The organism is Paracidovorax anthurii (genome assembly GCF_003269065.1).
GTDB lineage: Bacteria > Pseudomonadota > Gammaproteobacteria > Burkholderiales > Burkholderiaceae_C > Paracidovorax > Paracidovorax anthurii.
The window spans coordinates 1-25,117 of sequence record NZ_QLTA01000014.1; the positions used below are offsets into that span (position 1 = coordinate 1).

General features: G+C 71.3%; 23 protein-coding genes. 11 read left to right on the forward strand and 12 right to left on the reverse strand.

Features of this window, described 5'->3' with window-relative positions:
* The 3 genes from AX018_RS08945 to gudD all read left to right on the forward strand — a co-directional run.
* Positions 1–306, forward strand: a 306-nt coding sequence (locus AX018_RS08945) for a dihydrodipicolinate synthase family protein (RefSeq protein ID WP_211322405.1), incomplete at its 5' end; no start/stop codon positions are given.
* A gap of 56 nt (positions 307–362) precedes the next feature.
* A complete protein-coding gene (locus tag AX018_RS08950) occupies positions 363–1,349 on the forward strand; it encodes a Bug family tripartite tricarboxylate transporter substrate binding protein (RefSeq protein WP_111876954.1) in 987 nt (328 codons plus the stop codon).
* A gap of 240 nt (positions 1,350–1,589) precedes the next feature.
* Positions 1,590–2,945, forward strand: coding sequence for a glucarate dehydratase (gudD, locus tag AX018_RS08960; protein ID WP_111876955.1), 1,356 nt, complete (start codon positions 1,590–1,592; stop codon positions 2,943–2,945).
* Positions 2,946–3,127: 182 nt separating this feature from the next.
* Here the strand turns inward: gudD and pdxR are convergent, their stop codons facing one another.
* Positions 3,128–4,597: a MocR-like pyridoxine biosynthesis transcription factor PdxR gene (gene pdxR / locus AX018_RS08965; protein ID WP_111876956.1), complete on the reverse strand. Its 1,470-nt coding sequence runs from the start codon at positions 4,595–4,597 to the stop codon at positions 3,128–3,130.
* 109 nt (positions 4,598–4,706) lie between these two features.
* Between pdxR and gabT the strand changes: the two genes are divergently transcribed.
* The 7 genes from gabT (at position 4,707) to yjjJ (ending at position 13,486) form a co-directional block, all read left to right on the forward strand.
* Positions 4,707–5,975 (forward strand): 4-aminobutyrate--2-oxoglutarate transaminase, encoded by a 1,269-nt coding sequence (gene gabT, locus AX018_RS08970; protein WP_111876957.1) that lies wholly within the window; start codon positions 4,707–4,709, stop codon positions 5,973–5,975.
* Positions 5,976–5,986: 11 nt separating this feature from the next.
* Positions 5,987–7,096 (forward strand): ABC transporter ATP-binding protein, encoded by a 1,110-nt coding sequence (locus AX018_RS08975; protein WP_111876958.1) that lies wholly within the window; start codon positions 5,987–5,989, stop codon positions 7,094–7,096.
* 125 nt (positions 7,097–7,221) lie between these two features.
* On the forward strand, positions 7,222–8,214 hold the full coding sequence (locus tag AX018_RS08980; protein WP_415841977.1) for an ABC transporter substrate-binding protein: 993 nt from the start codon (positions 7,222–7,224) through the stop codon (positions 8,212–8,214).
* Between the two features lie 40 nt (positions 8,215–8,254).
* Entirely contained in the window at positions 8,255–9,532 is a 1,278-nt protein-coding gene (locus tag AX018_RS08985; RefSeq protein ID WP_111877032.1) for an ABC transporter permease, read from the forward strand.
* Between the two features lie 6 nt (positions 9,533–9,538).
* Positions 9,539–10,384, forward strand: a complete 846-nt coding sequence (locus AX018_RS08990; protein WP_415841974.1) for an ABC transporter permease — start codon at positions 9,539–9,541, stop codon at positions 10,382–10,384.
* 121 nt (positions 10,385–10,505) lie between these two features.
* Positions 10,506–11,966 (forward strand): NADP-dependent succinate-semialdehyde dehydrogenase, encoded by a 1,461-nt coding sequence (gene gabD, locus AX018_RS08995; protein WP_111876960.1) that lies wholly within the window; start codon positions 10,506–10,508, stop codon positions 11,964–11,966.
* A 176-nt stretch (positions 11,967–12,142) separates the two neighbouring features.
* Positions 12,143–13,486: a type II toxin-antitoxin system HipA family toxin YjjJ gene (gene yjjJ / locus AX018_RS09000; RefSeq protein ID WP_111876961.1), complete on the forward strand. Its 1,344-nt coding sequence runs from the start codon at positions 12,143–12,145 to the stop codon at positions 13,484–13,486.
* 57 nt (positions 13,487–13,543) lie between these two features.
* On the opposite strand, the gene AX018_RS09005 is transcribed toward yjjJ, so the two are convergent.
* The 9 genes from AX018_RS09005 to AX018_RS09045 form a co-directional block, all read right to left on the reverse strand.
* The gene (locus tag AX018_RS09005) at positions 13,544–14,149 is read right to left on the reverse strand and encodes a hypothetical protein (protein ID WP_111876962.1); all 606 of its coding nucleotides are present in this window, start codon (positions 14,147–14,149) and stop codon (positions 13,544–13,546) included.
* Positions 14,150–14,192: 43 nt separating this feature from the next.
* On the reverse strand, positions 14,193–15,614 hold the full coding sequence (locus tag AX018_RS09010; protein WP_111876963.1) for an amidase: 1,422 nt from the start codon (positions 15,612–15,614) through the stop codon (positions 14,193–14,195).
* Positions 15,611–17,104: an ABC transporter substrate-binding protein gene (locus AX018_RS09015; RefSeq protein ID WP_111876964.1), complete on the reverse strand. Its 1,494-nt coding sequence runs from the start codon at positions 17,102–17,104 to the stop codon at positions 15,611–15,613. Before AX018_RS09015 ends, AX018_RS09010 begins: the two co-directional genes overlap by 4 nt.
* A 152-nt stretch (positions 17,105–17,256) precedes the next feature.
* The gene (locus tag AX018_RS09020) at positions 17,257–18,516 is read right to left on the reverse strand and encodes a type II toxin-antitoxin system HipA family toxin (RefSeq protein WP_111876965.1); all 1,260 of its coding nucleotides are present in this window, start codon (positions 18,514–18,516) and stop codon (positions 17,257–17,259) included.
* Positions 18,513–19,085 (reverse strand): helix-turn-helix transcriptional regulator, encoded by a 573-nt coding sequence (locus AX018_RS25640; protein ID WP_245951488.1) that lies wholly within the window; start codon positions 19,083–19,085, stop codon positions 18,513–18,515. The genes AX018_RS09020 and AX018_RS25640 overlap by 4 nt, the downstream gene beginning before the upstream one ends.
* 221 nt (positions 19,086–19,306) lie before the next feature.
* Positions 19,307–20,185, reverse strand: coding sequence for an ATP-binding cassette domain-containing protein (locus tag AX018_RS09030; protein ID WP_111876966.1), 879 nt, complete (start codon positions 20,183–20,185; stop codon positions 19,307–19,309).
* The gene (locus AX018_RS09035) at positions 20,182–21,240 is read right to left on the reverse strand and encodes an ABC transporter ATP-binding protein (RefSeq protein WP_111876967.1); all 1,059 of its coding nucleotides are present in this window, start codon (positions 21,238–21,240) and stop codon (positions 20,182–20,184) included. The genes AX018_RS09030 and AX018_RS09035 overlap by 4 nt, the downstream gene beginning before the upstream one ends.
* Before the next feature lie 9 nt (positions 21,241–21,249).
* Positions 21,250–22,116, reverse strand: coding sequence for an ABC transporter permease (locus tag AX018_RS09040; RefSeq protein ID WP_111876968.1), 867 nt, complete (start codon positions 22,114–22,116; stop codon positions 21,250–21,252).
* Between the two features lies 1 nt (position 22,117).
* Positions 22,118–23,080, reverse strand: a complete 963-nt coding sequence (locus tag AX018_RS09045; protein WP_111877034.1) for an ABC transporter permease — start codon at positions 23,078–23,080, stop codon at positions 22,118–22,120.
* A 187-nt stretch (positions 23,081–23,267) separates the two neighbouring features.
* Here AX018_RS09045 and AX018_RS09050 point away from each other — a divergent pair, with 187 nt between their 5' ends.
* Positions 23,268–23,537 carry a YfhL family 4Fe-4S dicluster ferredoxin gene (locus tag AX018_RS09050; RefSeq protein ID WP_111877035.1) on the forward strand — a complete coding sequence of 90 codons (270 nt, stop codon included), beginning with the start codon at positions 23,268–23,270 and terminating at the stop codon, positions 23,535–23,537.
* 118 nt (positions 23,538–23,655) lie between these two features.
* Here AX018_RS09050 and pth read toward each other — a convergent pair whose 3' ends face one another.
* Positions 23,656–24,288, reverse strand: a complete 633-nt coding sequence (gene pth / locus AX018_RS09055; protein ID WP_111876969.1) for an aminoacyl-tRNA hydrolase — start codon at positions 24,286–24,288, stop codon at positions 23,656–23,658.
* A 138-nt stretch (positions 24,289–24,426) separates the two neighbouring features.
* Complete coding sequence (locus AX018_RS09060) at positions 24,427–25,062, reverse strand: 50S ribosomal protein L25/general stress protein Ctc (RefSeq protein ID WP_111876970.1); 636 nt, start codon at positions 25,060–25,062, stop codon at positions 24,427–24,429.
* Between the last annotated feature and the right edge of the window lie 55 nt (positions 25,063–25,117).

Below are 25,117 nucleotides of genomic sequence, written 5' to 3' on the forward strand. Positions count from 1 at the left end.
TACAAGGCGCTGGGCACGCCGGTGTATTCGTCGGCGGTGTTCAACTTCATCCCGAAGACGGCGATGGACTTCTACCACGCGGTGGCGGCGGACGACCAGGCCACGCAGCACCGGCTGCTGCGCGATTTCTTCATGCCGTACCTGGAGCTGCGCAACCGGGTGCAGGGCTATGCGGTGAGCATCGTGAAGGCGGGCGCGAAGATCGTGGGCCACGACGCGGGGCTGGTGCGCGCGCCGCTCAGCGACCTCAAGCCCGCCGAGATGGACGACCTCAAGGCGCTCATCGACAAGCTTGGCCCGCAATGACCCGGGGGCCTTCCGCGGCCCACCCCGATCCACAGAAAAAACCTAGGAGACAAGCCATGCCCCGAAACCTCTGGCGCGCGCTGGGCGCCGCCCTTTCCCTGACCGCCTCGCTGGGCGCCGTGCCCCAGGCCCATGCCCAGGGCGCCTGGCCCGACAAGCCGGTCACCATCGTCGTGCCGTTCCCGGCGGGCGGCTCCACCGACATGGTGGCGCGCGCCATGGCCCAGTTCATGGGCGACAAGCTGGGCCAGAACTTCGTGGTGGACAACCGCCCCGGCGCCACCGGCACCATCGGCGCGGGTTTCGTGAAGCGCTCCGCGCCCGACGGCTACACGCTGCTGGTGTCGTCGCTGGGGGCCTTCGTGGTCACGCCGCACCTGCAAAAGACCGTGCCCTACGACGCCACCAAGGACTTCGACTACCTCTCCGTGCCCGTGCAGGCGCCCAACGTGCTCGTGGCCAACGTGGCGCAGACGGCCCGCACGGTGCCCGATGTGATCGCGCTGCTCAAGGCGCAGCCCGGCAAGGTGAGCTTCGCGAGTTCGGGCAACGGCTCCTCCGACCATCTGGCGGCCGAGGTGTTCTGGCAGCAAAGCGGCACGCAGGGCCTGCACATCCCCTACAAGGGCGGCGCGCCGGCCATCAACGACCTGCTGGGCAACCAGGTGGAGTTCTCGTTCCAGAACGTGAACGCCGTGCTGCCGCACATCCGCGCGGGCAAGCTGCACGCGATCGCCGTGACGGGCGCCAAGCGCTCGCCCGTGCTGCCCGACGTGCCCACGCTGGCCGAGGCCGGCGTGGCGGGTGCCGAGGTGTATTCGTGGCAGGGCCTGGCCGCGCCCAAGGGCCTGCCCGCCGCCGTGAAGGAAAAGATCGCGGCCGCTGCCATCGCGTCGATGAAGGACCCCGCCGTGCGCAAGCGCATGGAAGAGCAGGGCCTGGAGATCGTCGCGAGCACGCCGGCCGAGTTCACGGCCTTCCAGGCGCGCGAGTGGACCCGCTGGAAGCAGCTCATCGACACCCGCAAGATCACGGCTGATTGATGGACGGCACCCCCCTGAGCGGCTTCGCCGCTTCCCCCCGCTCTCGCCGTGCTGCGCACGGCGGGCAGGGGGACGACGCCGGTGGCCCGGCAAAGCCGGTTCCACGGCGTCCGCTGGCTTGGCCTGCTCCGCGGCCATCGGACGGGGGAGGGAGCGCTGGTTTCATGGCTATGCACTCTTGACATCGCACCGCATCCGGGAACGGGCGCAGCGGACTTTCCTTCTTCTCATTTTTTCACCATGACCTCTTCCGAGAACCTCCAGGCCCCCGGGGCCACGCCCGTCATCACCGACCTGCGCGTCGTGCCCGTGGCGGGCCACGACAGCATGCTGCTGAACCTGAGCGGCGCGCATGGGCCGTTCTTCACGCGCAACCTGCTGATCCTGCGCGACAGCGCGGGCCGCACCGGCGTGGGCGAGGTGCCCGGCGGCGAGAAGATCCGCCAGACGCTCGAAGACGCGCGCCCGCTGATCGTGGGGCAGGGGGTGGGCAACCACCGGGCGGTGCTGAACGCCATGCGCGCGCGCTTCGCCGACCGCGACAGCGGCGGCCGGGGCCAGCAGACGTTCGACCTGCGCGTGACCATCCATGCGCTGACGGCCGTGGAGTCGTGCTTCCTGGACCTGCTGGGCCAGCACCTGGGCGTGCCCGTGGCCGCGCTGCTCGGCGATGGGCAGCAGCGCGAGGCCGTGCAGGTGCTGGGCTACCTGTTCTACGTGGGCGACCGCCGCAAGACCGGCCTGGCCTACCGCGACGAATCCGGCGCGGCGGACGACTGGTTCCGCCTGCGCAACGAGGAAGCGCTCACGCCCGAGGCCATCGTGCGCCTGGCCGAGGCCACGCACGCGCGCTACGGCTTCGTGGATTTCAAGCTCAAGGGCGGCGTGCTGCGCGGCGAGGACGAGGTGCTGGCGATCCGCGCGCTGCACGAGCGCTTTCCGCAGGCGCGCGTCACGCTCGACCCCAACGGCGGCTGGCTGCTCAAGGACGCGGTGCGCATCACGCGCGATCTGCACGGCGTGATGGCCTATGCCGAGGACCCGTGCGGCGCCGAGGGCGTCTATTCGGGCCGCGAGGTGATGGCCGAGTTCCGCCGCGCCACGGGCCTGCCCACGGCCACCAACATGGTCGCCACCGACTGGCGCGAGATGTCGCACAGCCTGTCGCTGCAGTCGGTGGACATCCCGCTGGCCGACCCGCATTTCTGGACCATGGCCGGCTCGGTGCGCGTGGCGCAGGTGTGCGAGGCCTTCGGCCTCACCTGGGGCTCGCATTCCAACAACCACTTCGACGTCTCGCTCGCCATGTTCACCCACGTGGCGGCCGCCGCGCCCGGCAAGGTCACGGCCATCGACACGCACTGGATCTGGCAGGACGGCGAGCACCTCACGCGGGAGCCCTACCGCATCGAAGGCGGCCAGATCCAGGTGCCGAAGCGCCCGGGCCTGGGCCTGGAGCTGGACATGGACGCGGTGGAAGCCGCGCACCGCCTCTACCTGCAGCACGGCCTGGGCGCGCGCGACGACGCGGTGGCGATGCAGTACCTCGTGCCGGGCTGGCGCTTCGACAACAAGCGGCCTTGTATGGTGCGGTAACCCCCTGAGTCGCCTTCGGCGCCTTCCCCCTGAAGGGGGACAACGCCGGTGGCCGGGCGGAGCCCGCTCCACGGCGTTCGCTGGCGTGGCCTGCTCCGCGGCCATCGGAGGGGCGGGGCCGCACGGGTTCGTGGGCCGCAGATGATGCGCGTGTCGGAGGCGCGGAAGCGACGCCCTTTTTTTTATTCCCCGATGGCGCGGGCCAGCAGGCCGAAGGCGGGGGCGATGCGCGCGTCGGGCACGCAGCCGTAACCCATGAGCAGGCCGGCGCGGCTCTGGCGGGCGACGGCGTAGTAGGTGCTGAGCGGCTTGGCGAGGATGCCCAGGTCCGCCGCCCGCGCGCACACGGCCCAGTCGTCGCGCAGGTGCGGCAGCTCCAGCACCAGGTGCAGGCCCGCCTCGTCGCCCAGGATGGGCAGCGCATCGCCATAGTGGCGGTGGATGGCCTCGATCAGCAGCTCGCGCCGCTGCGCGTACAGGCCGCGCATGCGGCGGATGTGCGAAGCGAGGTAGCCCTCGTCGATGAACTCCGCCAGCACGGCGTGCAGCATCATCTGGCCCTCGCGGTACAGCTCCGCGATGCCCTGCGCGAACAGGTCGGCCATGGCCCCCGGCACCAGCATGTAGCCCACGCGCAGGCCCGGGAACAGCACCTTGCTGAAGCTGCCCACGTAGATCACCTGCCCATAGGTGTCCAGCCCCTGCAGTGACGCCAGCGGCCGGATGCCGAAGCGGAATTCGCTGTCGTAGTCGTCCTCGATGATCCAGCAGCCGTGCTGGCGCGCGTATTCCAGCAGCATGCGGCGGCGCGCGAGGCTCATCACGCAGCCCAGCGGGTATTGGTGCGAGGGCGTGCAGATGATGATGCGCGGCGGCCGCGCGAGGTGGCGCGGCGCGGGGTTCATGCCCTCGGCGTCCACCGGGATCGGCACGGGCTTGAGCCCAGAGGACAGCAGCAGGTTGCGCACGCCCCAGTAGCAGGGCTCCTCCACCCACGCCTCGTCGCCCACGTCGCACAGCAGGCGGATGGAGAGGTCCACCGATTGGTGGATGCCGTTGGTGACGATGACCTGCTCCGTCTGGCAGTTGGCCGCGCGCGACACGCGCAGGTAGTCGGCGAGCGCGCGGCGCAGCGGCCGGTAGCCGCCGCCCTGGGCGTAGGTCATGAGTTCGGGCCGGTGCTGGCGCCACACGCGGTTGTGCAGGCGGTTCCATGCCTTGAGCGGGAATTCGGTCACGTCGGGCACGCCGGGCATGAAGGCGCCCCACTGGTGCCGGCCCACGCCGGCCATCTCGATGGTGCGGCGCCCGCGCTTGGACAGGCGCTGGTGGTCGCGCTGCACGCGCCGGCCGCCGCGCACGTCGCCGTCCAGCACGCGCTCGGGGCTGGTGTCGGCCACGTAGGTGCCGCTGCCGCTCTGCGCATGCACGTAGCCCTCGGCCAGCAGTTGCTCATAGACGTGCAGCACGGTGTTGCGGGCGATGCCCAGCGCCTGGCCCAGCGCGCGCGAGGAGGGCAGCTTGGCGCCCGCGGGCACCTGCCCCGACAGGATCGCCTGCTGGAAGAGGCGGTAGAGCCGGAGGTACGCCGGCTCGGGCGAGGTTTCTTCGAGCCGCGACTGCAGCCACTCGGAAAGGATGTCGGTATTCAGGATTTACCCCTACGAAGTGGTTCCATGAAATTTCACTGAATGGCTCTTCAGTGTAGGGCCGTGACTGCTGATACTGCGATCCAACCGAGAACCGCATCCAGGAGATTCCATGAGCAACCAGTCCCTTCAGGAACGCAGAGCCGCCGCCACGCCGCGCGGGGTGGGCGTGATGTGTTCGTTCTACGCCGACAAGGCCGTCAATGCCGAGCTGTGGGACGTGGAAGGCCGCCGCGTGATCGATTTCGCGGCGGGCATCGCGGTGCTCAACACGGGCCACCGCCATCCCAAGGTGGTCGCCGCCATCGAGCAGCAGCTCCAGCGCTTCACGCACACGGCCTACCAGATCGTGCCCTACGAATCGTACGTGGCGCTGGCCGAGCGCATCAACCGCCTCTCCCCCGGTACGCACGCCAAGAAGACGGCGTTCTTCTCCACGGGCGCCGAGGCCGTGGAGAACGCGGTGAAGATCGCGCGCGCCGCCACCGGCCGCCCTGGCGTGATCGCCTTCAGCGGCGCCTTCCACGGCCGCACGCTGATGACCATGGCGCTCACGGGCAAGGTGGCGCCCTACAAGCTGGGCTTCGGCCCCTTCCCGGGCGACGTGCACCACCTGCCGTTCCCCAACGCGCTGCACGGTGTGTCGGAGGCGCAGGCCCTGGCCGCGCTGCAGGGCCTCTTCAAGGCCGACATCGAGCCGCGCCGCGTGGCGGCCATCATCATCGAGCCGGTGCAGGGCGAGGGCGGCTTCAACCCCGTGCCACCGGGCTTCATGCACGCGCTGCGGCAGGTGTGCGACGAGCACGGCATCCTGCTCGTCGCCGACGAGGTGCAGACCGGCTTCGCGCGCACCGGCAAGGTGTTCGCGATGGAGCACTTCGACGTGCTGCCCGACCTCACCACCTTCGCCAAGAGCCTCGCGGGCGGCATGCCGCTGTCGGGCGTGTGCGGCCGCGCCGAGGTGATGGACGCGCCCGCGCCCGGCGGCCTGGGCGGCACCTACGCGGGCAATCCGCTGGCCGTGGCGGCCGCGCACGCGGTGCTCGACGCCATCGAGGAAGAGGGCCTGTGCGAGCGCGCCGACGCGCTGGGCGGCCGGCTGCGCGAGCGCCTGCAGGGCCTGCGCGCCGCGGTGCCGCGCATCGCGGAGGTGCGCGGCCTGGGGGGCATGATCGCGGTGGAGTTCAGCGACCCCGCCACCGGCCAGCCCGACGCGGCCTTCGCCCAGCGCGTGCAGGCGCGCGCGCTGGAGCGCGGCCTGCTGCTGCTCAGCTGCGGCGTGCACGGCAACGTGATCCGCTTCCTGTTCCCGCTCACGATCGGGGATGCGCTCTTCGATGAGGCGCTCGACGTGCTGGAGGCCGCGTTGCGCGGCGAGTGAGGAGCCCGCCCATGCCGAGCGATGACGACAACCCGGTCCTGGTCAGCTTCCGGGGCGTGAAGAAGACCTATGACGGCGAGCACCTCGTCGTCAAGCACCTCGACCTGGACATCCACCGGGGCGAGTTCCTGACGCTGCTGGGCCCCTCGGGCTCGGGCAAGACCACCTGCCTCATGATGCTCGCGGGCTTCGAGTTCCCCACGGGCGGCGAGATCCGGCTGGGCGGCCAGTTGCTCAACCGCGTGCCACCGCACCGCCGCGACATCGGCATGGTGTTCCAGAACTACGCGCTCTTCCCGCACATGACGGTGGCGCAGAACGTGGGCTACCCGCTCAGCGTGCGCGGCGTGAAGGGCGCGGAGCGCCAGCGCCGCGTGCACGAGGCGCTGGAGATGGTGCGCATGCAGGATTTCGGCGCGCGCTACCCGGCCCAGCTCTCGGGCGGCCAGCAGCAGCGCATCGCGCTGGCGCGGGCCCTGGTCTTCAAGCCCCGGCTGGTGCTGATGGACGAGCCGCTGGGCGCGCTCGACAAGCAGTTGCGCGAGCACATGCAGATCGAGCTGAAGGCGCTGCACCGCCAGCTCGGCCTCACCTTCGTCTATGTGACGCACGACCAGGGCGAGGCGCTCACGATGAGCGACCGCGTGGCCGTGTTCGACCAGGGCGTGATCCAGCAGATCGACCCCGTGGGGGCGCTCTACGAGACGCCGCGCAATCCGTTCGTCGCGGGCTTCATCGGCGACAGCAACCGGCTGCGCGGCAGCGCGGGCGCGGGGGAGGGCGGCCGCTGCCGCTTCGAGATGCCCGGCGGCCAGTGGGTGGCGGGCGTGGGCGTGGACGCCGTGGCCCCGGGCCAGCCCGTGGTGGCCAGCATCCGTCCCGAGCGCATGCGCCTCGTGGCCGACGAGGCGCCGTCCCCCGCGCATGCCAACCGCCTGCGCGCCCGCGCGGCCGGCGTCATCTACTTCGGCGACCACGTGCGCCTGCAGTGCGACCTGGAGCAGCAGGCGCAGTGCTTCGTGAAGGTGCCGCTCGACACGCCCGCGCTCGCACGGCTCGCGCCGGGTCAGGACGTCACGCTGGAGTTCGCGCCCGAGCACCTGCGCGTCTTCGCGGCCTGATCCTGCCGCGCGCCCCTGGCCCATCCCTGCGCGCCTCGTTCCGTTTCCCCCTCACCCGTTCCTTCCTCACTGAAAGGCATCCCATGCGACACCTCCGCACCCTCTGCGCCACGGCCGCCCTGTCCATGCTGGCGCTCGGCGCCCACGCCCGCGACCTCACGGTCGTCAACTTCGGCGGCGCCAACGGCAACGCCCAGAAAGTGGCCTTCGTCCAGCCTTTCGAGAAATCCACCGGCCACCGCATCGTGGGCGTGGAATACAACGGCGAGCAGGCCAAGGTGAAGGCTATGGTGGAGGCGCGCAAGGTCACCTGGGACCTGGTGGAGGTGGAGACGGGCGACCTGGCGCGCGGCTGCGACGAGGGCCTCTACGAGAAGATCGACTGGTCCAAGGTGGGCCCGAAGGCCGACTTCATCCCCGAGGCCGTGCAGGAATGCGGCGTGGGCATTTTCGTGTGGTCCACGGCGCTGGCCTACGATGCATCGCGCCTGAAGACCGCGCCCACGGGCTGGAAGGATTTCTGGGACGTGAAGAAATTCCCCGGCAAGCGCGGCATGCGCAAGACCGCGCTCTACAACCTCGAATTCGCCCTCATGGCCGACGGCGTGCCCGCGAAGGAGGTGTACAAGCTGCTGGCCACCAAGGCCGGCGTGGACCGCGCGTTCCGCAAGCTCGACGAGATCAAGCCCCACATCCAGTGGTGGGAGGCCGGCGCGCAGCCGCCGCAGTTCCTCGTGGCCGGCGACGTGGTGATGTCCACCGCGTTCAGCGGCCGCATCGACGCCGCGCAGCGCGAGGGCAAGAAGCTGGCCGTGGTGTGGGACGGCAGCATCTACGACCTCGACTACTGGGCCATCCCCAAGGGCGCGCCCAACAAGGATCTGGCGCTGCAGTACGTGGCCCACAGCGTGGGCCCCGCCGCGCAGGCCGCCTATGCGAAGGAGATCGCCTACGGCCCCGTGAACGTGCAGGCCCCCGCGAAGCTGGACGCCAGGACCCTGGCCGGGCTGCCCAACGCGCCCGCCAACACCACCAACGCCGTGCTCATGAACGGCAGCTTCTGGACCGACCATGGCGAGGAGCTGCAGCAGCGCTTCGCCGCCTGGGCCGCGCGCTGACCGGAGCCCCCCCGCCGTGCCCGCCGCGATCGCGATGACCATGACGACCTCCCTGGAGACCGCGCCCCCGCCGGCGCCCGGCGATGCGGCGCAGGAGACACGGCGCCTGAAGGCCGCGCTGCGCCGCGCCGAGCGCCGCCGCAAGGCCTGGGCGCTGGCGCTGATCGCGCCGCTGGCGCTCTTCCTGCTGGCCGTCTTCGCCGTGCCCATCGGCGCGCTGCTGCAGCGCGCGGTGGACAACCCCGAGGTGCCCGCCGCGCTGCCGCGCACGGTGCAGGCCCTGGCCGGCTGGGACCGCGCGGCGCTGCCGGGCGAGGGTGCCTACGCCGCGCTGGCCGCCGACCTGCAGGCCGCGCGCTCGGGCGACGGCGTGGGCAGCCTCGCGCGGCGGCTCAACCAGGAGATCAGCGGCTTCCGCTCGCTGGTCACCAAGACGGCGCGGGCGCTGCCGGGCGAAGGCGCGGGCGGGGCGGCATCGCGCGAGGCGCTGCTGGCCATCGACGCGCGCTGGGGCGAACTGCCGTACTGGCAGGCCATCGCGGCCAACGGCGGGCGCTTCACCGATGCCTACCTGCTCGCCGCGCTGGACCACCAGCGCGACGCGCAGGGCCATATCCAGCCCGCACCGGCCGATTCGGCCATCTACCTGGACATCTTCGGCCGCACGCTGTGGATCGGCGCGCTGGCCACGCTGCTGTGCCTGGTGATCGCCTTCCCGCTCGCCTACTGGGCTAGCACGCTGCCCGCGCGCGGCGCCAACCTGGTGATGATCGCCGTGCTGATCCCGTTCTGGACCTCGGTGCTGGTGCGCATCGCCGCGTGGATCGTGCTGCTGCAGCAGTCCGGGCTGGTGAACGCGGGTCTGCAGTCGCTGGGCCTCGTGGACGGGCCGCTCGCGCTGCTGTTCAACCGCACGGGCGTGCTCATCGCGATGGTGCACATCATGCTGCCCTTCATGATCCTGCCGCTCTACAGCGTGATGAAGGCCATCCCGTCCACCTACCAGCGCGCGGCCGTCTCGCTGGGCAGCCATCCGTTCGCGGCGTTCTGGCGCGTCTATGTGCCGCAGACCTACGCGGGCATCGCGGCCGGCGTGCTGCTGGTCTTCATCACCGCCATCGGCTACTACATCACGCCCGCGCTGCTCGGCGGCCCGGGCGACCAGATGGTGAGCTACTACATCGCCTATTTCACCAACCAGACCGTGAACTGGGGCATGGCCTGCGCGCTGGGCGCGCTGCTGCTCGCGGCCACGCTGGTGCTCTACGCGCTCTACCAGCGCATCGCCCAGCCCGGCGCATCCGCGGCCGTGAGGTGACCCGCCATGAAGCCCCTGATCCTGCGCCTGCTGCCCACCTTCGCCCCCTGCACCTCGCTGGCCGAGCGGGTGTGGCACGTCGCGCTGCGCCTCTTCTGCGCGCTGGTGCTGCTCTACCTGGTGCTGCCCGTGCTGGCGATCGTGCCGCTGTCGTTCAGCGACAGCAGCTTCCTGGCCTACCCCATCCACGGTTTCTCGCTGCGCTGGTACCGGCAGCTCTTCGAGGCCGAGGAATGGCTGCGCGCCGCGCGCAACAGCTTCATCGTCGCGCCGGCCGCGACGCTCATCGCCACCGTGCTGGGCACGCTCGCGGCCACGGGGCTCGCGCAGGCCGAGTTCCGCGGCAAGGGCCTGCTGATGGCGGTGCTGATCTCGCCCATGGTGGTGCCGGTGATCGTGGTGGGCGTGGGCATGTACCTGTTCTTCGCGCCGCTGGGCCTGTCGGACAGCTACACCGCGCTGATCCTCGCGCACGCGGCGCTGGGCGCGCCCTTCGTGGTGACCACGGTGCTGGCCACGTTGCAGGGCTTCAACCACAACCTGGTGCGCGCCAGCCTTTCGCTGGGCGCGGGGCGGGTCGCCACGTTCTTCCGCGTCACGCTGCCGCTGATCGCGCCGGGCGTGATCAGCGGGGCGCTCTTCGCCTTCGCGACCAGTTTCGACGAGGTGGTGGTGACGCTGTTCCTCGCGGGCGCCGAGCAGGTCACGCTGCCGCGCCAGATGTTCACCGGCATTCGCGAGAACATCAGCCCCACCATCGCCGCGCTGGCGACCATCCTCACGCTGCTCTCGACCGCGCTGCTGCTCACGCTCGAATGGCTGCGCGGCCGCACGCGCCAGCGCGCCGACTGACTGGCCGGCCGGCTGCGCGCATTCGCGCCGATGTCCTGCAGCCGGCCCGCTCCGGGCCGGCCAGCATGAGCCCCTTGCGGCCATGGCACCGCCATGGACAGTTTTCCCAGGAGACCCTTGCATGCTGAATCTCAAGAACCCCGGCCTGCTGCGTGAGCAGGCCTATGTGGATGGCCGCTGGGTGGGCGCCGACGACGGCGGCACCATCGCGGTGACCAACCCCGCCACCGGCGAGACCGTCGCCCGCGTGCCGCGCATGGGCGCGGCCGAGACCCGCCGCGCCATCGAGGCCGCGAACCGCGCCTGGGCCCCCTGGCGCCGGCGCACCGCCAAGGAGCGCGCCGCCATCCTGCGCCGCTGGAACGACCTCATGCTGGCGAACGCCGACGACCTCGCCGCGATTATGACGGCCGAGCAGGGCAAGCCGCTGGCCGAGGCGAAGGGCGAGATCGCCTACGCCGCCTCGTTCATCGAATGGTTCGCGGAAGAGGGCAAGCGCGTGCAGGGCGACACGCTGGCCTCGCCGGCGGCCGACAAGCGCATCGTGGTGCTGAAAGAGCCCATCGGCGTCTGCGCGGCCATCGCGCCGTGGAATTTTCCGGCCGCGATGATCACGCGCAAGGCCGGCCCGGCGCTGGCCGCCGGCTGCCCCATGGTGCTCAAGCCCGCGAGCGCCACGCCGCTCTCGGCGCTGGCGCTCGCGGTGCTGGCCGAGGAGGCCGGCGTGCCGCCCGGCGTGTTCAGCGTGGTCACGGGCGGGTCGAAGGAGATCGGCGGCGAGCTGACGGCCAACCCGCTCGTGCGCAAGCTCACCTTTACCGGCTCCACCGAGATCGGCCGCGAGCTGATGCGCCAGAGCGCGGACACCATCAAGAAGCTCTCGCTGGAGCTGGGCGGCAACGCGCCCTTCATCGTGTTCGACGACGCTGACCTGGACGAGGCCGTGAAGGGCGCCATCGCCTCCAAGTTCCGCAACGCCGGCCAGACCTGCGTGTGCGCGAACCGCCTCTACGTGCAGGACGGCGTGTACGACGCCTTCGCGGAAAAGCTCGCCGCCGCCGTCGCGCGGCTGAAGGTGGGCAACGGCATGGACGCGGGCGTGGAGCAGGGCCCGCTCATCGACCAGGCCGCCGTGGACAAAGTGCGCGAGCACTTGCAGGACGCCGTGGACCTGGGCGCCCGGGTGCTGGCGGGCGGCAAGCCGCACGCGCTGGGCGGCACCTTCTTCGAGCCCACGGTGCTGGCCGACGCCACGCCGAAGATGCTGCTCGCGCGCGAGGAAACCTTCGGCCCCGTCGCGCCGCTCTTTCGCTTCTCCACCGACGAGGACGTGATCGCGCAGGCCAACGACACCGAGTTCGGCCTGGCCAGCTACTTCTTCAGCCGCGACATCCAGCGCGTGTGGAAGGTGGCCGAGGCGCTCGAATACGGCATCGTGGGCATCAACACCGGCCTGATCTCCAACGAGGTGGGCCCGTTCGGCGGCGTGAAGCAGTCGGGCCTGGGCCGCGAGGGCTCGCACTACGGTATCGACGACTACCTGGTCATCAAGTACCTGTGCCTGGGGGGCATGGCGGCCTGAGGTGCATTTTGCTCATCTTGTGATAGCAAGATATCGAGCAAATACGGCGACTTGGAGCTGAAAAGGCATCCAAACCGCTCCGTGGGATGCGGAGCGGGCGTGGGGGGCGACCCCTGGCAGGCCGAATTCCGGGGCGGGTGAATAGAATATCCATTCAAGTATCTATTCATGAATCTATGCAAGACCGTTCCGATGCGTTGCGTCTCGCGCTGCGCCGGGGCCCCGTGGCGGCCCGCGCACTGGCCGAGCGCCTGGGCGTGAGCCAGCCGACAGTGTCCCGCGCGCTCGCCGCCCTGGGTGACGAGGTGGTGCGCCTGGGCTCCGCGCGATCCATTCAATACGTGCTGCGCGATCTGTCGCGGGGCTACCCGGCCGTGCCGGTGCACCGCGTTGACGCGCAGGGGCGCACCCGCTGGCTGGGCGATCTGGTCCCCGTGCATCCCGGCGGCCATGTTATGCGCCAAGCCGATGGCGTGGCGCTGCACAGCGACGGCTTGCCGTGGTGGCTGTTCGATATGCGCCCCCAGGGCTACCTCGGGCGCGCGTTCCTGCTGCGGCATGGTGGGGCACTGGGGCTTCCCTCCCGGTTGTCGGACTGGACGGATGCCGATGCGATGCGCGCGCTCCTCGCCCATGGAGCTGATCCCGTCGGCAATCTGTTGCTGGGCGAGGCGGCGTTGGGCCATTTCGTCCACGGGCCCGTTCCCGAGCCGATCCCCGAGGCGGACAAGGCGGCCACCTATGCGGCCCTCGCCGGGGCGGCGGCGCGTGGTGAGGCCCCGGGGTCGTCCGCTGGTGGCGAGCAGCCTAAGTTCACAGCCTATGCCGCCACCTCCGCCGGTCCCCGGCACATGCTGGTGAAATTCACGGAAGCCGAGCCCGGCCCGGTCAGCGAGCGCTGGCGCGATCTGCTCCTGGCAGAGCACCTGGCGCTGAGGGTGCTGAACGAAGCGGGCCTGCCGGCGTCCTGCACCGCCGTGCTCGACCACGCGGGGCAGCGGTTCCTGGAAGTGGAGCGCTTCGACCGCGCGGGGGCGATGGGGCGCATCGGCCTGTTCTCGCTGGCCGCGCTCGATGCCGAGTTCGTGGGCCAGGGCAGTGGTGGCTGGCCGTCCATCGTGCGCGCGCTTGCCGGGCAGCGCTGCGTGCAACCGCAGGCCGTCGAGGACGCCGGCCGGTTGTGGGCATTCGGCACGCTGATCGGCAATACCGACATGCATGCCGGCAACCTGTCTTTCATTTCGGAACATGGCCGCCCCTACGCATTGGCCCCGGCCTACGACATGACCCCCATGGCCTTTGCCCCGCGCAGCGGAGGCGGGCTGCCGGCCGCGATCCCCGAGGCCGTCATCCGGCCCGAGGTGCCGTCCCGGCTCTGGCGGGAGGCGGAGCAACTCGCGCGCCGCTATCTCGCCGCGCTGTGCGGAGCGCCGGGTTTCAGCGATCGGTTCGCCGCCTGCGTCGATGCGCTGGAGGCGCACATCGAAACGGCCTCCACCCGCATCGGGCGGCTCGCATAGCGCGCCGCCTCATAGGGCTTCGCCATCAAAAAGATCACTGGGGGGTGTTGCTTTGCTTCAACCCTCCACCAGCGCCAGGTACGCCTGCCGCGTCTCGGGCGAGACCGAGTCCACGAGCTGCTGGTGCGGCGTCTGGTGGCGCGCCAGCATGCGCGCCGAGGCGATGGCCTTGGACTTGCAGAACCAGTGGCAGGTGTGCTGCATGAGGAAGAGTTCGGCCGTGAGCGTGTAGGCCTTGTCGCGCGGCGACAGGCCCGCCTCGTTGCGCACGCCGCGCGCGATGCCCTGGGCGTGCACCGCCAGCACCTGGCGCACGTCGAACGCCGCGTCGGGAAAGAGCTGCAGCGCGAAGGGCAGGGCCACGGGGATGCGGCTCACGCGCGCCTGCCGCGCGTCCACGCGCGAGAAGTCGGCCGCGAAGCGCTGGAACTGCTCCGTGAGCTGTGCCTCGGTGGTGGTGAGCAGGCTCCAGATCTGCTCGCGCCGCGGCTCGTCCTTCTCGCCCAGGGCGCGCAGGTAGCCCTCGGCCAGGTTCTCCATCAACTGCTCGATCTGGTAGTGGGAGAGGTGCCGCGCCAGCAGGGCGATGCGGCGGCGCTGCTGGCGCGTGTTCAGCATGTGCAGGCCGGCGGCGATCAGGAGCGCCAGGATCAGAGTGTCCATTCGGATGAGTGATGAAGAAAATGAAAGTGAAGGGAGGGCGGCGTCAGGGCGCGGGTGGCGCGGGCCACGGCGGCAGCGGGTCGCGGATCTGCTCGAACGCACGCGCCATGCGCAGCACCCCCAGGTCGTCGAAGCGCGGCCCGGCGATCTGCAGGCCGATGGGCAGCCCCGAGACCGTGTGGCCGCAGGGCACGGAGATGGCCGGCTGCTCGGACATGTTGAACGGCACCGTGAACGCGATGTGCTCCAGCGGCCGCAGCGGGTCGTTGGTGGGCGAGGGCAGCTCGGCCGGAAAGGCCGGCATGGGCGCCACGGGCGAGAGCACGTAGTCGAATAGTGCGCAGGCGCGCACGGTGGCCACGCGCGTGGCGTGGAACTGCTGGCTGGCGTGGAACACCTCGGCGCCCGAGAGGCCCGCCGCGCTCTCGGCCCAGGCGCGGATGTAGGGCAGCACGCGCCCGCACCGCGTGGCGGGCAGCGCGCGCAGGTCGGCCAGCGAGCGCATGCGCCAGAAGTGGTCCATGCCGTCCAGCATGCCGCGCGTGAGGAAGGGCTCCATGGGCACGATGGCGGCGCCCGCGGCCTCCAGGCGCCGCGCCGCGCGCTCGATGGCCGCGCGCACCCCGGGCTCCACGGGCAGGCCGCAACCGGCGTCCAGCAGCAGGCCCAGGCGCTTGCCGCGCAGGTGCTCCGGCGCGGCATCGAACGCATCCCAGTCGATGGCCTGCGGTGGCAGCGACATGCTGTCGCGTGCGTCGGGCCGGCTCAGCACCGCCATCATCAGCGCGGCGTCGGCCACCGTGCGGGCCATGGGGCCGGCCGCGCGGCCGGTGTAGGGCGGATCGATGGGGACGCGGCCCAGGCTGGGCTTGAGGCTGACGATGCCGCACCACGAGGCGGGCAGGCGCAGCGAGCCGCCGATGTCGGTGCCCAGGTGCAGCGGGCCGTAGCCCGCCGCGGCCGCCGCGCCGCCGCCGGCGCTCGATCCGCCCGGGCCCTTGGAGAGGTCCCACGGGTTGCGCGCCAGCGGGTGGAGGGAGGACAGCCCCGAGGAGAGCATGCCGTAGTCGGGCATGGTGGTCTTGGCGATGAACACCGCCCCGGCTTCGCGCAGCCGCGCGGCGGGCGGGGCGTCGGCCTCGGCGGGCGACAGCTCGGTGGCGGCCGTGCCCAGCGGCACCGGGTCGCCGCGCGTGGCGATGTTTTCCTTCACCGTGGCGGGCACGCCATCGAGCGGCCCCAGCGGCGCGCCGCGCCGCCAGCGCGCCTCGCTCTCGCGCGCCTGCGCGAGCGCGGCCTCGGGCCGCAGCAGGTAGGTGGCGCACAGGTGGGGCTCCCAGCGCGCGACGTGGTCCAGCACCGCCTGCGTGGCCTCCACCGGCGAGAGCGTGCGCGCGCGGTAGGCCGCGAGCAGCGCGTGTGCCGGCCAGTCGTGCAGCGGCAGGTGGGCGTCTGCGGCCGTCATGCCCACGACAGCGCCGAGAGGTCGTTCACGAAGATGGGCATGTCCTTCCAGAGCCCGCGCAGGTTCTTGCGCGCCACCGTGGCCCACTGCGCCTGGTAGAGGAAGGCGTGCACGCAGTCCTCGGCCAGCAGGCGCTGGGCGTCGCCCAGCAGGCGCGCGCGGTCGGCGGGGTTGCCGGCATTGCGGATCTGCTCGAAGAGCGCGTTGAATTGCGGCGACTGGTAGCCCCAGTAGTAGTCGGGCTTGGCAAAGTTGCCCAGGTCGAACGGCTCCACGTGCGCGATCAGCGTGAGGTCGTAGTTCTTGTTGGTGTAGGTGCCGCTCAGCCACTGCGCCCATTCCACGTTCTGCAGCTTGAGGGCGATGCCCACCTTGGCGAGCTGCGCGGCGATCACCTCGCCGCCCTGGCGCGCGTAGGGCGTGGGCGGCAGCGTCACGGTGAGTTCGAGCGGCGTCTTCACGCCGGCCTCGGCCAGCAGGCGTTTCGCCTTCTCGGGGTCGTAGGGGTTGATGCCGGTGGTGTCCACGTAGCCGAAGGCGCCCGGCACGTAGTGGCTGCCGATGGGCACGCCCAGCCCGTCGGCGCCGCCCTGGATCACGGCCTTGCGGTCGATGGCCGCGGCGATGGCGCGGCGCACGCGCACGTCCTGCAGCGGCTTGCGCTGGTGGTTGATGGCCAGGATGGTCTTGGCGCGCGAGCCGCTCACGATCACCTGGAAGCGCGGGTCGGCCTTGAATTGCGGCACGCTGCGCGGCGCCACGCGCGGGAAGGCGTCCACGTCGCCCGCCATCAGCGCCGCCACCTGCGCGGCCGGGTCGGAGATGAAGCGGAACACCGCGCGGCGGATCTTCGCCGCGCCGGGCGCGCGGTAGCCGTCCCAGGCCGTGAGCGTGACCGAGGCGCCCTTGCTCCAGGCCGCGAGCTGGTAGGGGCCGGTGCCCACGGGCTTCGTGGCGTTCGTCTCGGCGCTCGTGGGCTCCACGATGGCCGAGGTGGCCTGGCCCAGCACGAAGAGCAGGTCCGGGTCGATCTCCTTGTTGAGCACCACGACGGTGTGCTCGTCCACCACCTGCGTGGTGAGGTTGGCGAAGGTGCGCTTGTCCTTGTTGGTGCTCTTCTCGCCGGCCGCGCGGTCGAACGAGAACTTCACCGCCGCGGCGTTGAAGGGCGCGCCGTTGTGGAACTTCACGCCCCGGCGCAGCCTGAAGGTGTAGGTGCGCAGGTCGGGCGAGACCTCCCAGCTCTCGGCCAGCAGGGGCGATGTGCTGCCGTCGGCGTTGATCTTGGTGAGCGTCTCGAACACGTTGTAGAGCGTGATCTCGCCGATGGCCGAGGCCGCGCCCGCCGTGGGGTCGAGCCCCGGCGGCTCCAGCGTCATCGCCAGCACGATGCCGTCCTTGCGGCCCTGGGCCAGGGCAGGGAACGGCATGGCCAGCGGCACGGCGGTGGCCGCTGCGGCGGCGAGGAGGGAGCGGCGGTCGAGGGGCATGGGCGGGGTGTCTCCAGGCGGGTGGCAGGGGAGCGGGGGAGGGGCGGGCGCCGCGCTGCGCGGACCCTGAGAAAGCGTCCTGTTCGCTCCTGCGGGGGAATGGGTGTGTTTGTACACCACGTGCCCCCCTGCCGGGCATGCGCGCAGCGGCTTCAGCAGAAGTCCTGCCGCTGCCGCCTCAGCGCGTCCCGGTCGATGCTGGCGCGCAGCAGCTCCATGTCCGACGGACAGACGCCCTGCGCGGTGAAATGCGCCGCCCATCCGTCCACGGTGCGCGCCACCTGCCGGACCAGCTCGGTGGCGCGCCGGGGCCGGATGCCGAACTCGTTCAGTTCCGTGAGCGCATTGTCCAGGCTCGATTCCGCCCCGGCCGTTCCCACCGAGAGGGCCTGGTAGCCCAGGTTCTGCAGCGTGGGCACCACGTCGTAGGCGGGGGTCAGTTCGTAGTACCCGTCGAAGCCCAGGCGCAGGCTGTGGTTGCGCTCGTGGTCGTCGGTGTTGTCCACCAGGATGTTGAACACCATGCGCTTGAACAGCTCCTCGCGCATGGCGGCCTGCCGGTCGGGGTGGCCCAGGCGCAGCAGCACGGTGGCGAGGGCGCCGTAGCTCTCGTCCAGGCGCGCGGCCCGCAGGACGGTCCTGGCCGACAGACAATGCAGGCGGTAGGCGCCCGTGCGGTCGAAGCGCCGCACGGTCAGCACGTGGCGCGCCCGACCGTGGCGCGGCGCGAGGGGCAGCACGCCGGTGGCGGCCACCTGGATGCCGGCCCGGGCGGCCAGGGTCATGGTGGCGTGCTCGACGAGGGGCGTGTCCACCGCGTCGTCCAGCTCGCCGAACTTGACCACGCACGGCCCGTCATCGGTGTGCAGCAGGGCCTTGGGCCGGGCGCCGCCCAGTGTCGCGCCGGGCTGGAGCAGGCGCTGCATTTCCGCCGTGACGGGCGCCTGGGCCTGCACGTCGTCGATGGCGGCGCTCAGCCGTTCCAGGTCGCGCAGCTGCGGGTAGGGGCCCAGGGCGCGCGGGATGTAGCGCTCCGCCGAGACCGAGACGCCCAGCGCGCCGAAGCGGTCGTCGCCCGCGAACAGCAGCATCTCCAGGATCGACAGGCGCGCCGGGCGGTCGATGTGGCGGATGATGCGCTCGCCCCAGCGGTCGGGGCGGGCGTCGTCGATCGCGCCCGGGGCGCTGCCTTTCTCGCCCGCCGTGAACACCTGGCCGGGCACGATCGGCAGGTCCTCGCTCAGCGGAAAGTGCCACCACGGCGCGCCATAGGTGAAGGTCGCGCAGTCCGGCACCAGCGGCGAGAGCCGCAGCTCGCCCACCAGGGTGGGCCGCAGGGGATCGACCAGGGCCCAGACATGGAGCCGGTCCTGCGGCACGTAGGTGCGTGGGTTCACGCCGGTGTCCGTCATGTCGGTGGCGGCTCGTCCGGCCGGTGGAGCAGCGCGGCGAGGCCCGCGGCGTTGTCGTTGGCGAGGCGGGCCGCGGAGTTCTTCGAACGCGCAGCGGGGGCGCGGGCGGGCGCGGAGCCCTCGCGCACGGTGGCCGGCGGTGCCGGTGGGGCCGCAGGCGTGTATGCGCCCTGGCTTGCCCTCGTTGCCGGTGGGGCGGGCTCCCGCAGTGGCGCGGGCGGCGCCGGGGCTTTCGGGGGGCGCCTGGGCGCTGCCAGCTTGCGGCCGGCACGCGCCTTCGCCACCTCGCGCTCCAGCGCCGCATGGTCGCTGGCCGGAGCGATGAGGTCCGCCAGCCCCTCGGCCTGGTTGACCAGCCACAGGCACATCACGTAGGAGGCCATGGCCACGGACGGGTCGCCGCGCTCGATGCGGGCCATGGTCGGCTGGGACACGCCCAGCTTCTTCGCCCACTGCGCCTGCGTCTCCCCGCGCCGCTTGCGCGCGATGGTGATGTTCTGCGCGAGCTGCTCAATCTGCCGCAGAACGGCCTGGGGATAGTCCGCAGGGTGGGTGTTTTGCCGTGGCATGCATAGATATTAGTGGTTTGTGATTTTTATGTAAATCTATGAATTGAATCATGGCACTCTCGGTGAATCCGGGCCTGACGTGCTCCTGGGCGCGAAGGCATGGCCGGAGCAGGCAGGCTGCAGGCTGATTCATAGATATCTATAAATTAGAAATTCCATGAGATCTATGACGGGATTTCTGGCCGACCCGGGCGCCATCGGTGGAGTGGCACCGGGCCGCATCACCCCGCCGTGCCGGAGCGTCCCGCCCTCGGCACCGCGCGCGGCACGGCCGCCACGAGTTCCCGCGTGTACGGATGCGCCGGCGCCCGGAAGAGCGCGTCCGGCGCGCCCCGCTCCACGATCCGCCCCTGCCGCAGCACCACCACCTCGTCGCACAGGTGCCGCACCACGGCCAGGTCGTGGCTGATGAGCAGGTAGCTGATGCCGGCCTGCTCCCGCAGGTCGCGCAGCAGGTTCAGCACCTGGGCCTGCACCGAGACGTCGAGCGCGCTCACGGGCTCGTCGGCCACCACCAGGGCGGGGCGGGTGACGATGGCGCGGGCGATGGCGATGCGCTGGCGCTGGCCGCCGGAGAATTCGTGCGGGTATTTGCCGGCATCGCCCGGGCGCAGGCCCACCTGGGCGAGCACCTCGGCCACGCGCTCGCGCTGGGCGGGGCGGGGCAGGCGCTCCAGTGTCGCCAGGGGCTCGGCCACGATGCGCTCCACGGTCAGGCGCGGGTCCAGCGAGCCGTAGGGGTCCTGGAACACCATCTGGAAATCGCGCCGCGCCGCCCGCAGCCCGGCGGGGTCCAGCGAGTGCAGGTCGCGCCCGCGCAGGCGCACCGTGCCGGCCGTGGGCGTGTCCAGCGCCATCACCAGCCGCGCCAGCGTGGACTTGCCCGAGCCCGATTCGCCCACCACGCCCAGGCTGCGGCCCGCCGCCAGGGCGAGGTCTACGCCATCGAGCGCGCGCAGGCGCGGCGCGGGGCCCCATGGGCGCTCGCGCGGCAGCGGGTAGTCGCGCACCAGGCCGCGCACGTCGAGCAAGAGGGGGTTTTCAGGGCCTGGGGGGCTCCATGTCGCCGTGTTTGCTGAATAGTTTGCTATATATTTCATAGCGTATCGCGGGATTGTGCGTCGGCATCCCGGGCCACGGCGTCCAGGCGGATGCAGCGCGCGAGGTGCCCCGGCCCCACGGCCACCGGCTCCGGCAGGGCCGCGCCGCAGTCCGGGACGGCGAACGCGCAGCGGTCCGTGAACGGGCAGCCCGGCGGCAGGTCGGCGATCTCGGGCACCGTGCCGGCGATGGTGGGCAGGCGCGCGCGGGCCGCGCCGGCGCCGGGGGCGCCGCCATCGTCCAGCCACTGCGGCCGCGCGGCGAACAGCCCGCGCGTGTAGGGGTGGGCGCGGTGCCCGAACACGGCCTGCACCGGGCCGCTCTCCGCCACGCCGCCGCCGTACATCACCAGCATGCGGTCCACGTTCTGCGCGATCACGCCCAGGTCGTGCGAGATCAGCACCAGGGCCATGCCGCGCTCGGCCACTAGGCCGGCGATCAGCTCCAGGATCTGCCGCTGCACCGTCACGTCGAGCGCCGTGGTGGGCTCGTCGGCGATCAGCACGTCGGGCCCGCAGGCCAGCGCCATCGCGATCGTGACGCGCTGGCGCTGCCCGCCTGAGAACTGGTGCGGGTAGGCATCGAAGCGCCGCGCCGCCTGCGCGATGCCCACGCGGTCCAGCAGCGCCACGGCCTGCGCGCGGGCCTGCGCGTGCGAAAGGCCCAGGTGCCGGCGCAGCGGCTCGGCCACCTGCGCGCCGATGGTGTGCACGGGGTTGAGCGCGGTCATCGGCTCCTGGAACACCATGGCGATGCGCCGCCCGCGCAGCCGCGCGAGGGCCGCGTCGGGCTGGCCGAGCAGCTCCGCGCCATCGAAGCGCACGCTGCCGCCGGCCCGCGCGCCCTCGGGCAGCAGGCCCATCAGCGCCAGCGCGGTCAGCGACTTGCCGCAGCCCGACTCGCCCACCAGCCCCAGCGCCTCGCCGCGCGCCAGCGTGAAGGACACGTCGCGCACCGCGCGCGCCAGGCCCCGGCGCGTGGGCAGGTCCACGCACAGGCCGCGCACGTCGATCAGGGCGTCGCGGGGCGGGGAGGGGGGCGGCGTGCTCGTCATGGCCTGCGTTCAGCGGCGGCGCGCAAGGCGCGGGTCGAGCAGGTCGCGCAGCCCGTCGCCCAGCAGGTTCAGCCCCAGCACCGCCAGCGCGATGGCCAGCCCCGGCCACACGGCCAGCAGCGGCGCCTGGAACATCAGCGTCTGCGCCTCGCTCAGCATGCGCCCCCACGAGGGCTGCGGCGGCTGCGTGCCCAGCCCCAGGTAGGAGAGCGCCGCCTCGGCCAGGATCGCGAGCGCGAACTGGATCGTGGCCTGCACGATCAGCGCCGTCGCGATGTTGGGCAGCACGTGCTCCAGCGTGATGCGCCACGGCCCCTTGCCGCAGGCGCGCGCGGCCAGCACGTATTCGCGCGCCCACACCGCCCGGGCCGAGGCCCGTGCCACGCGCGCGAAGGTCGGGATGTTGAAGATGCCGATGGCGATGATCGAATTCACCACGCCCGCACCCCAGGCGGCCGTGAGCATGACGGCCGAGAGGATGGCGGGGAAGGCGAAGGTGAAATCCGCCAGCCGCATGACCGCCTCCTCCACCCAGCCGCGCCGCGCCGCGGCCAGCAGCCCCAGCGCCGTGCCGGCCGTGAGGCCGATGCCCACCGCGATCACGCCCACCAGGATCGAATTGCGCGCGCCTACCAGCAGCAGCGAGGCCACGTCGCGCCCGAACGCGTCCGTGCCCAGCCAGTGCGCCGCGCCGGGCGGCAGCAGCCGGGCGCCCAGGTCCATGTCGTAGGGCGAGCCCGGCGTCCACACGAAGGACAGCCCCGCCGCCAGCGCCAGCAGCAGCGACAGCGCCGCGCCGATCGCGAAGCTCGGGTGGCGCAGCGCGTGGCGCAGGCCGTCGCCGGGGCGGGGGAGCGGTGGGGCGTTCACGGCCATGTCAGAGGCCTCCGGCCTTCACGCGCGGGTCGATGGCGGCATAGAGCAGGTCCACCACGCCGTTGACCACGATCACCATCGCCGCGAGCAGCATCACGCAGTTGCGCACCACGATCAGGTCGCGGTTGGCGATCGACTGGAAGATCAGCCGGCCCAGGCCCGGCAGGTAGAACACGTTCTCCACCACGATCGTGCCGGCCAGCAGGTTCGCGAACTGCAGCCCCATCACCGTCACCACGGGGATCATCGCGTTGCGCAGCACGTGCCCCCAGAGCGCCGCGCGCCGCGTGAGGCCCTTGGCGCGCGCCGTGCGCACGAAATCCTCGCGCAGCACCTCCAGCACCGCCGAGCGCGTGATGCGCGCCAGGATCGCCGCCTGCACCACCGCCAGCGAGATGGCAGGCAGCAGCAGCGCCTGCAGGGCCGGCAGCAGTCCACCCCCGGAGGCCTCCGTCCAGCCCGGGAACCCCCCGGCCGAGAACCACTGCAGCTTCACCGAAAACAGCAGGATCAGCAGGATGGCGAACCAGAAGTTGGGAATCGCGATGCCGATCTGCGCCAGCCCCATCACCCCCACGTCGCCCCAGCGCCGGTGGTGCGAGGCTGCGTACACGCCCGCGGCCAGCGCCAGCACCGTGGTGATCGCCATCGCCATCAGCGCCAGCGGCACGGTGAGCGACAGGCGCTCCAGCACCAGATCGCTCACCGGCGTGCCGTAGGCGTGGCTCTCGCCCAGGTCGCCCGTGAGCAGGCCGCCCACCCAGTGCATGTAGCGCGCCGGCAGGGGCGCATCCAGCCCCAGCCGCGCGGCCAGGGCCGCCACGGCCTCGGGCGAGGCGTCGGGGCCCATCATCACCTGCGCCGCGTTGCCGGGCAGGATCTCCAGCACGAGGAAGACGACCACGGACGCCCCGGCCAGTGTGGCCGCGAGCGTGAACAGTCGTCGGAGCAGGTACATTCCCATGGGGCGGGCGGGGGGCGTCTTTGTTGTCGTGGTCCCGGGCGGGGCGGTGGCCGGCGCCATGGACGGCCGAAGGGCGCAGCATAGCGGCAAAGCCCCGGGCGCGGCCCCTGGCGCGGCAGGGGGATGGGCCGCGGGGATAATCGGCCCCCATGACGCCCGCTTTCCGCACCGCCGCCAGGAGATGCCCATGGCCCTGATGATCACCGACGAGTGCATCAACTGCGACGTGTGCGAGCCCGAATGCCCCAACCACGCCATCTACCTGGGCGAGGCCACCTACGAGATCGACCCCGCCAAGTGCACCGAATGCGTGGGCCATTTCGACGAGCCGCAGTGCGTGCAGATCTGCCCCGTGGCCTGCATTCCCGTCCACCCGGGCCACGTGGAAAGCCGGGAAACCCTCTACCAGAAGTACCAGCGCCTCACGGCCGTGGCCGCGCAGGAAGAAAAACCCTGACCCGGGTTGCCGCAGGCCTGAGAACGTGAACCTGTTCTTGTGGACGCCTGTCCATGACCTTGCGGGGACGCATCAGCGTGTTTTGGCGGCCATGTCGCCGTCCCTGCTCATCTTCTTGCTATTGTTTTGGTAGCGAATCCGCCGCCAGCCCTTCGGGTCGCGGCGGCTTGGGGCGGGGCGGCTTGGTCGTGTGCACCAGCAGCGTGGCCTTGTCCATGTCCCCGGCCAGCATCGCCGCATGGGCCTTGAGCGAATGCGCGATGCTTTCCTCGATCTGCGCGCGATGGTCGGGCGAAGGCTTCTTGAGCACCCAGTGCGGCACCTCGGCCTTCACGCCCGGATGGCCGATGCCGATGCGCAGCCGCCAGTAGTCCGGCGATCCGAGCTGCGCATGGATGTCGCGCAGCCCGTTGTGGCCGGCATGGCTGCCGCCGCGCTTGAGCTTCACCTGGCCGGGCACGATGTCCAGCTCGTCGTGCGCCACCAGGATCTCATCCGGCTGGATCTTGAAGAACCGCGCCAGCGCCGCCACCGACTTGCCCGAGAGGTTCATGTACGTCTGCGGCTGCAACAGCCAAACGCTCTGCCCGTTCACGCTGGCGCGCGCCACCAGGCCATGGTAGGCGCGCTCGGGCACCAGGTGCACCTTCAGCTCGCGGGCCAGCCCGTCGATCCACCAGAAGCCCGCGTTGTGCCGCGTTGCGTCGTAATCCGGCCCGGGATTGCCCAGGCCCACAAACAGTTTGATCATGGTGCGCGCGATTATCGGAGCAAGGCCGGGCGGGGCCTCTGGCCGGGCCCCGCCAAGCAAAACGGCCCACGCGCTGCGAAGCGGTGGGCCGTGGCGGCGATGCGGTCCCGAAGGGGGGCCGCAGCCGGGGCGAAAGAATTACTTCTTGCCCTTCTTGGCGGGAGCAGCGGGCGCTGCTGCTGCGGCGCCTTCGGCCGGAGCCTCGGGCTCGGCAGCCGGCACCACGACGGACACCAGCACGGGGTTCTGCTGGCTACCGCGCACCACGGCCGACACGCCACGGGGCAGCTTGATGTCCTTCAGGTGCAGCGAGCGGCCCTTTTCGAGCTTGCTCAGGTCCACGTTGATGAACTCGGGCAGGTCGGACGGCATGCAGGTCACGTCCAGTTCGTTCGCGACGGGGTTGACCATGCACTTGTCGATCTTCACGGCCGGGGATTCTTCCGCACCGGCGAAGTGCAGCGGCACCTTCATGTGCAGCTTGGTCTTCTCGTCCACGCGCTGGAAGTCGATGTGCAGCACGAGTTGCTTGAAGGGGTGGTATTGCACGTCGCGCAGCAGCACCTTGCTGGTCTTGCCGGCGAGTTCCATCTCCAGCACGCTGGAATGGAAGGATTCCTTCTTGAGGGCGTGCCACAGGGCGTTGTGGTCGATCTCGATCAGTTGGGGTTCGGCGGAACCGCCATAGACGATGCCAGGCGTCTTGCCCGAAATGCGCAGACGGCGGCTCGCACCCGTACCTTGCTTTGCGCGCTCAAAAGCGACGAAGTTCATGGTTCACTCCTGTAGGGGCCTGCCGCGACCAGCGGGCCCTTCGTTGAAAAAAGAC

What these genes read in the sequence shown, in the direction of transcription:
- AX018_RS08950 (WP_111876954.1), top strand. Translation starts at nt 363, where the DNA reads ATGCCCCGAAACCTCTGGCGCGCGCTGGGCGCCGCCCTTTCCCTGACC.
- gudD (WP_111876955.1), top strand. Translation starts at nt 1,590, where the DNA reads ATGACCTCTTCCGAGAACCTCCAGGCCCCCGGGGCCACGCCCGTCATC.
- gabT (WP_111876957.1), top strand. Translation starts at nt 4,707, where the DNA reads ATGAGCAACCAGTCCCTTCAGGAACGCAGAGCCGCCGCCACGCCGCGC.
- AX018_RS08975 (WP_111876958.1), top strand. Translation starts at nt 5,987, where the DNA reads ATGCCGAGCGATGACGACAACCCGGTCCTGGTCAGCTTCCGGGGCGTG.
- AX018_RS08980 (WP_415841977.1), top strand. Translation starts at nt 7,222, where the DNA reads ATGCTGGCGCTCGGCGCCCACGCCCGCGACCTCACGGTCGTCAACTTC.
- AX018_RS08985 (WP_111877032.1), top strand. Translation starts at nt 8,255, where the DNA reads ATGACGACCTCCCTGGAGACCGCGCCCCCGCCGGCGCCCGGCGATGCG.
- AX018_RS08990 (WP_415841974.1), top strand. Translation starts at nt 9,539, where the DNA reads ATGAAGCCCCTGATCCTGCGCCTGCTGCCCACCTTCGCCCCCTGCACC.
- gabD (WP_111876960.1), top strand. Translation starts at nt 10,506, where the DNA reads ATGCTGAATCTCAAGAACCCCGGCCTGCTGCGTGAGCAGGCCTATGTG.
- yjjJ (WP_111876961.1), top strand. Translation starts at nt 12,143, where the DNA reads ATGCAAGACCGTTCCGATGCGTTGCGTCTCGCGCTGCGCCGGGGCCCC.
- AX018_RS09005 (WP_111876962.1), bottom strand. Translation starts at nt 14,149, where the DNA reads ATGGACACTCTGATCCTGGCGCTCCTGATCGCCGCCGGCCTGCACATG.
- AX018_RS09010 (WP_111876963.1), bottom strand. Translation starts at nt 15,614, where the DNA reads ATGACGGCCGCAGACGCCCACCTGCCGCTGCACGACTGGCCGGCACAC.
- AX018_RS09015 (WP_111876964.1), bottom strand. Translation starts at nt 17,104, where the DNA reads ATGCCCCTCGACCGCCGCTCCCTCCTCGCCGCCGCAGCGGCCACCGCC.
- AX018_RS09020 (WP_111876965.1), bottom strand. Translation starts at nt 18,516, where the DNA reads ATGACGGACACCGGCGTGAACCCACGCACCTACGTGCCGCAGGACCGG.
- AX018_RS25640 (WP_245951488.1), bottom strand. Translation starts at nt 19,085, where the DNA reads ATGCCACGGCAAAACACCCACCCTGCGGACTATCCCCAGGCCGTTCTG.
- AX018_RS09030 (WP_111876966.1), bottom strand. Translation starts at nt 20,185, where the DNA reads ATGAAATATATAGCAAACTATTCAGCAAACACGGCGACATGGAGCCCC.
- AX018_RS09035 (WP_111876967.1), bottom strand. Translation starts at nt 21,240, where the DNA reads ATGACGAGCACGCCGCCCCCCTCCCCGCCCCGCGACGCCCTGATCGAC.
- AX018_RS09040 (WP_111876968.1), bottom strand. Translation starts at nt 22,116, where the DNA reads ATGGCCGTGAACGCCCCACCGCTCCCCCGCCCCGGCGACGGCCTGCGC.
- AX018_RS09045 (WP_111877034.1), bottom strand. Translation starts at nt 23,080, where the DNA reads ATGGGAATGTACCTGCTCCGACGACTGTTCACGCTCGCGGCCACACTG.
- AX018_RS09050 (WP_111877035.1), top strand. Translation starts at nt 23,268, where the DNA reads ATGGCCCTGATGATCACCGACGAGTGCATCAACTGCGACGTGTGCGAG.
- pth (WP_111876969.1), bottom strand. Translation starts at nt 24,288, where the DNA reads ATGATCAAACTGTTTGTGGGCCTGGGCAATCCCGGGCCGGATTACGAC.
- AX018_RS09060 (WP_111876970.1), bottom strand. Translation starts at nt 25,062, where the DNA reads ATGAACTTCGTCGCTTTTGAGCGCGCAAAGCAAGGTACGGGTGCGAGC.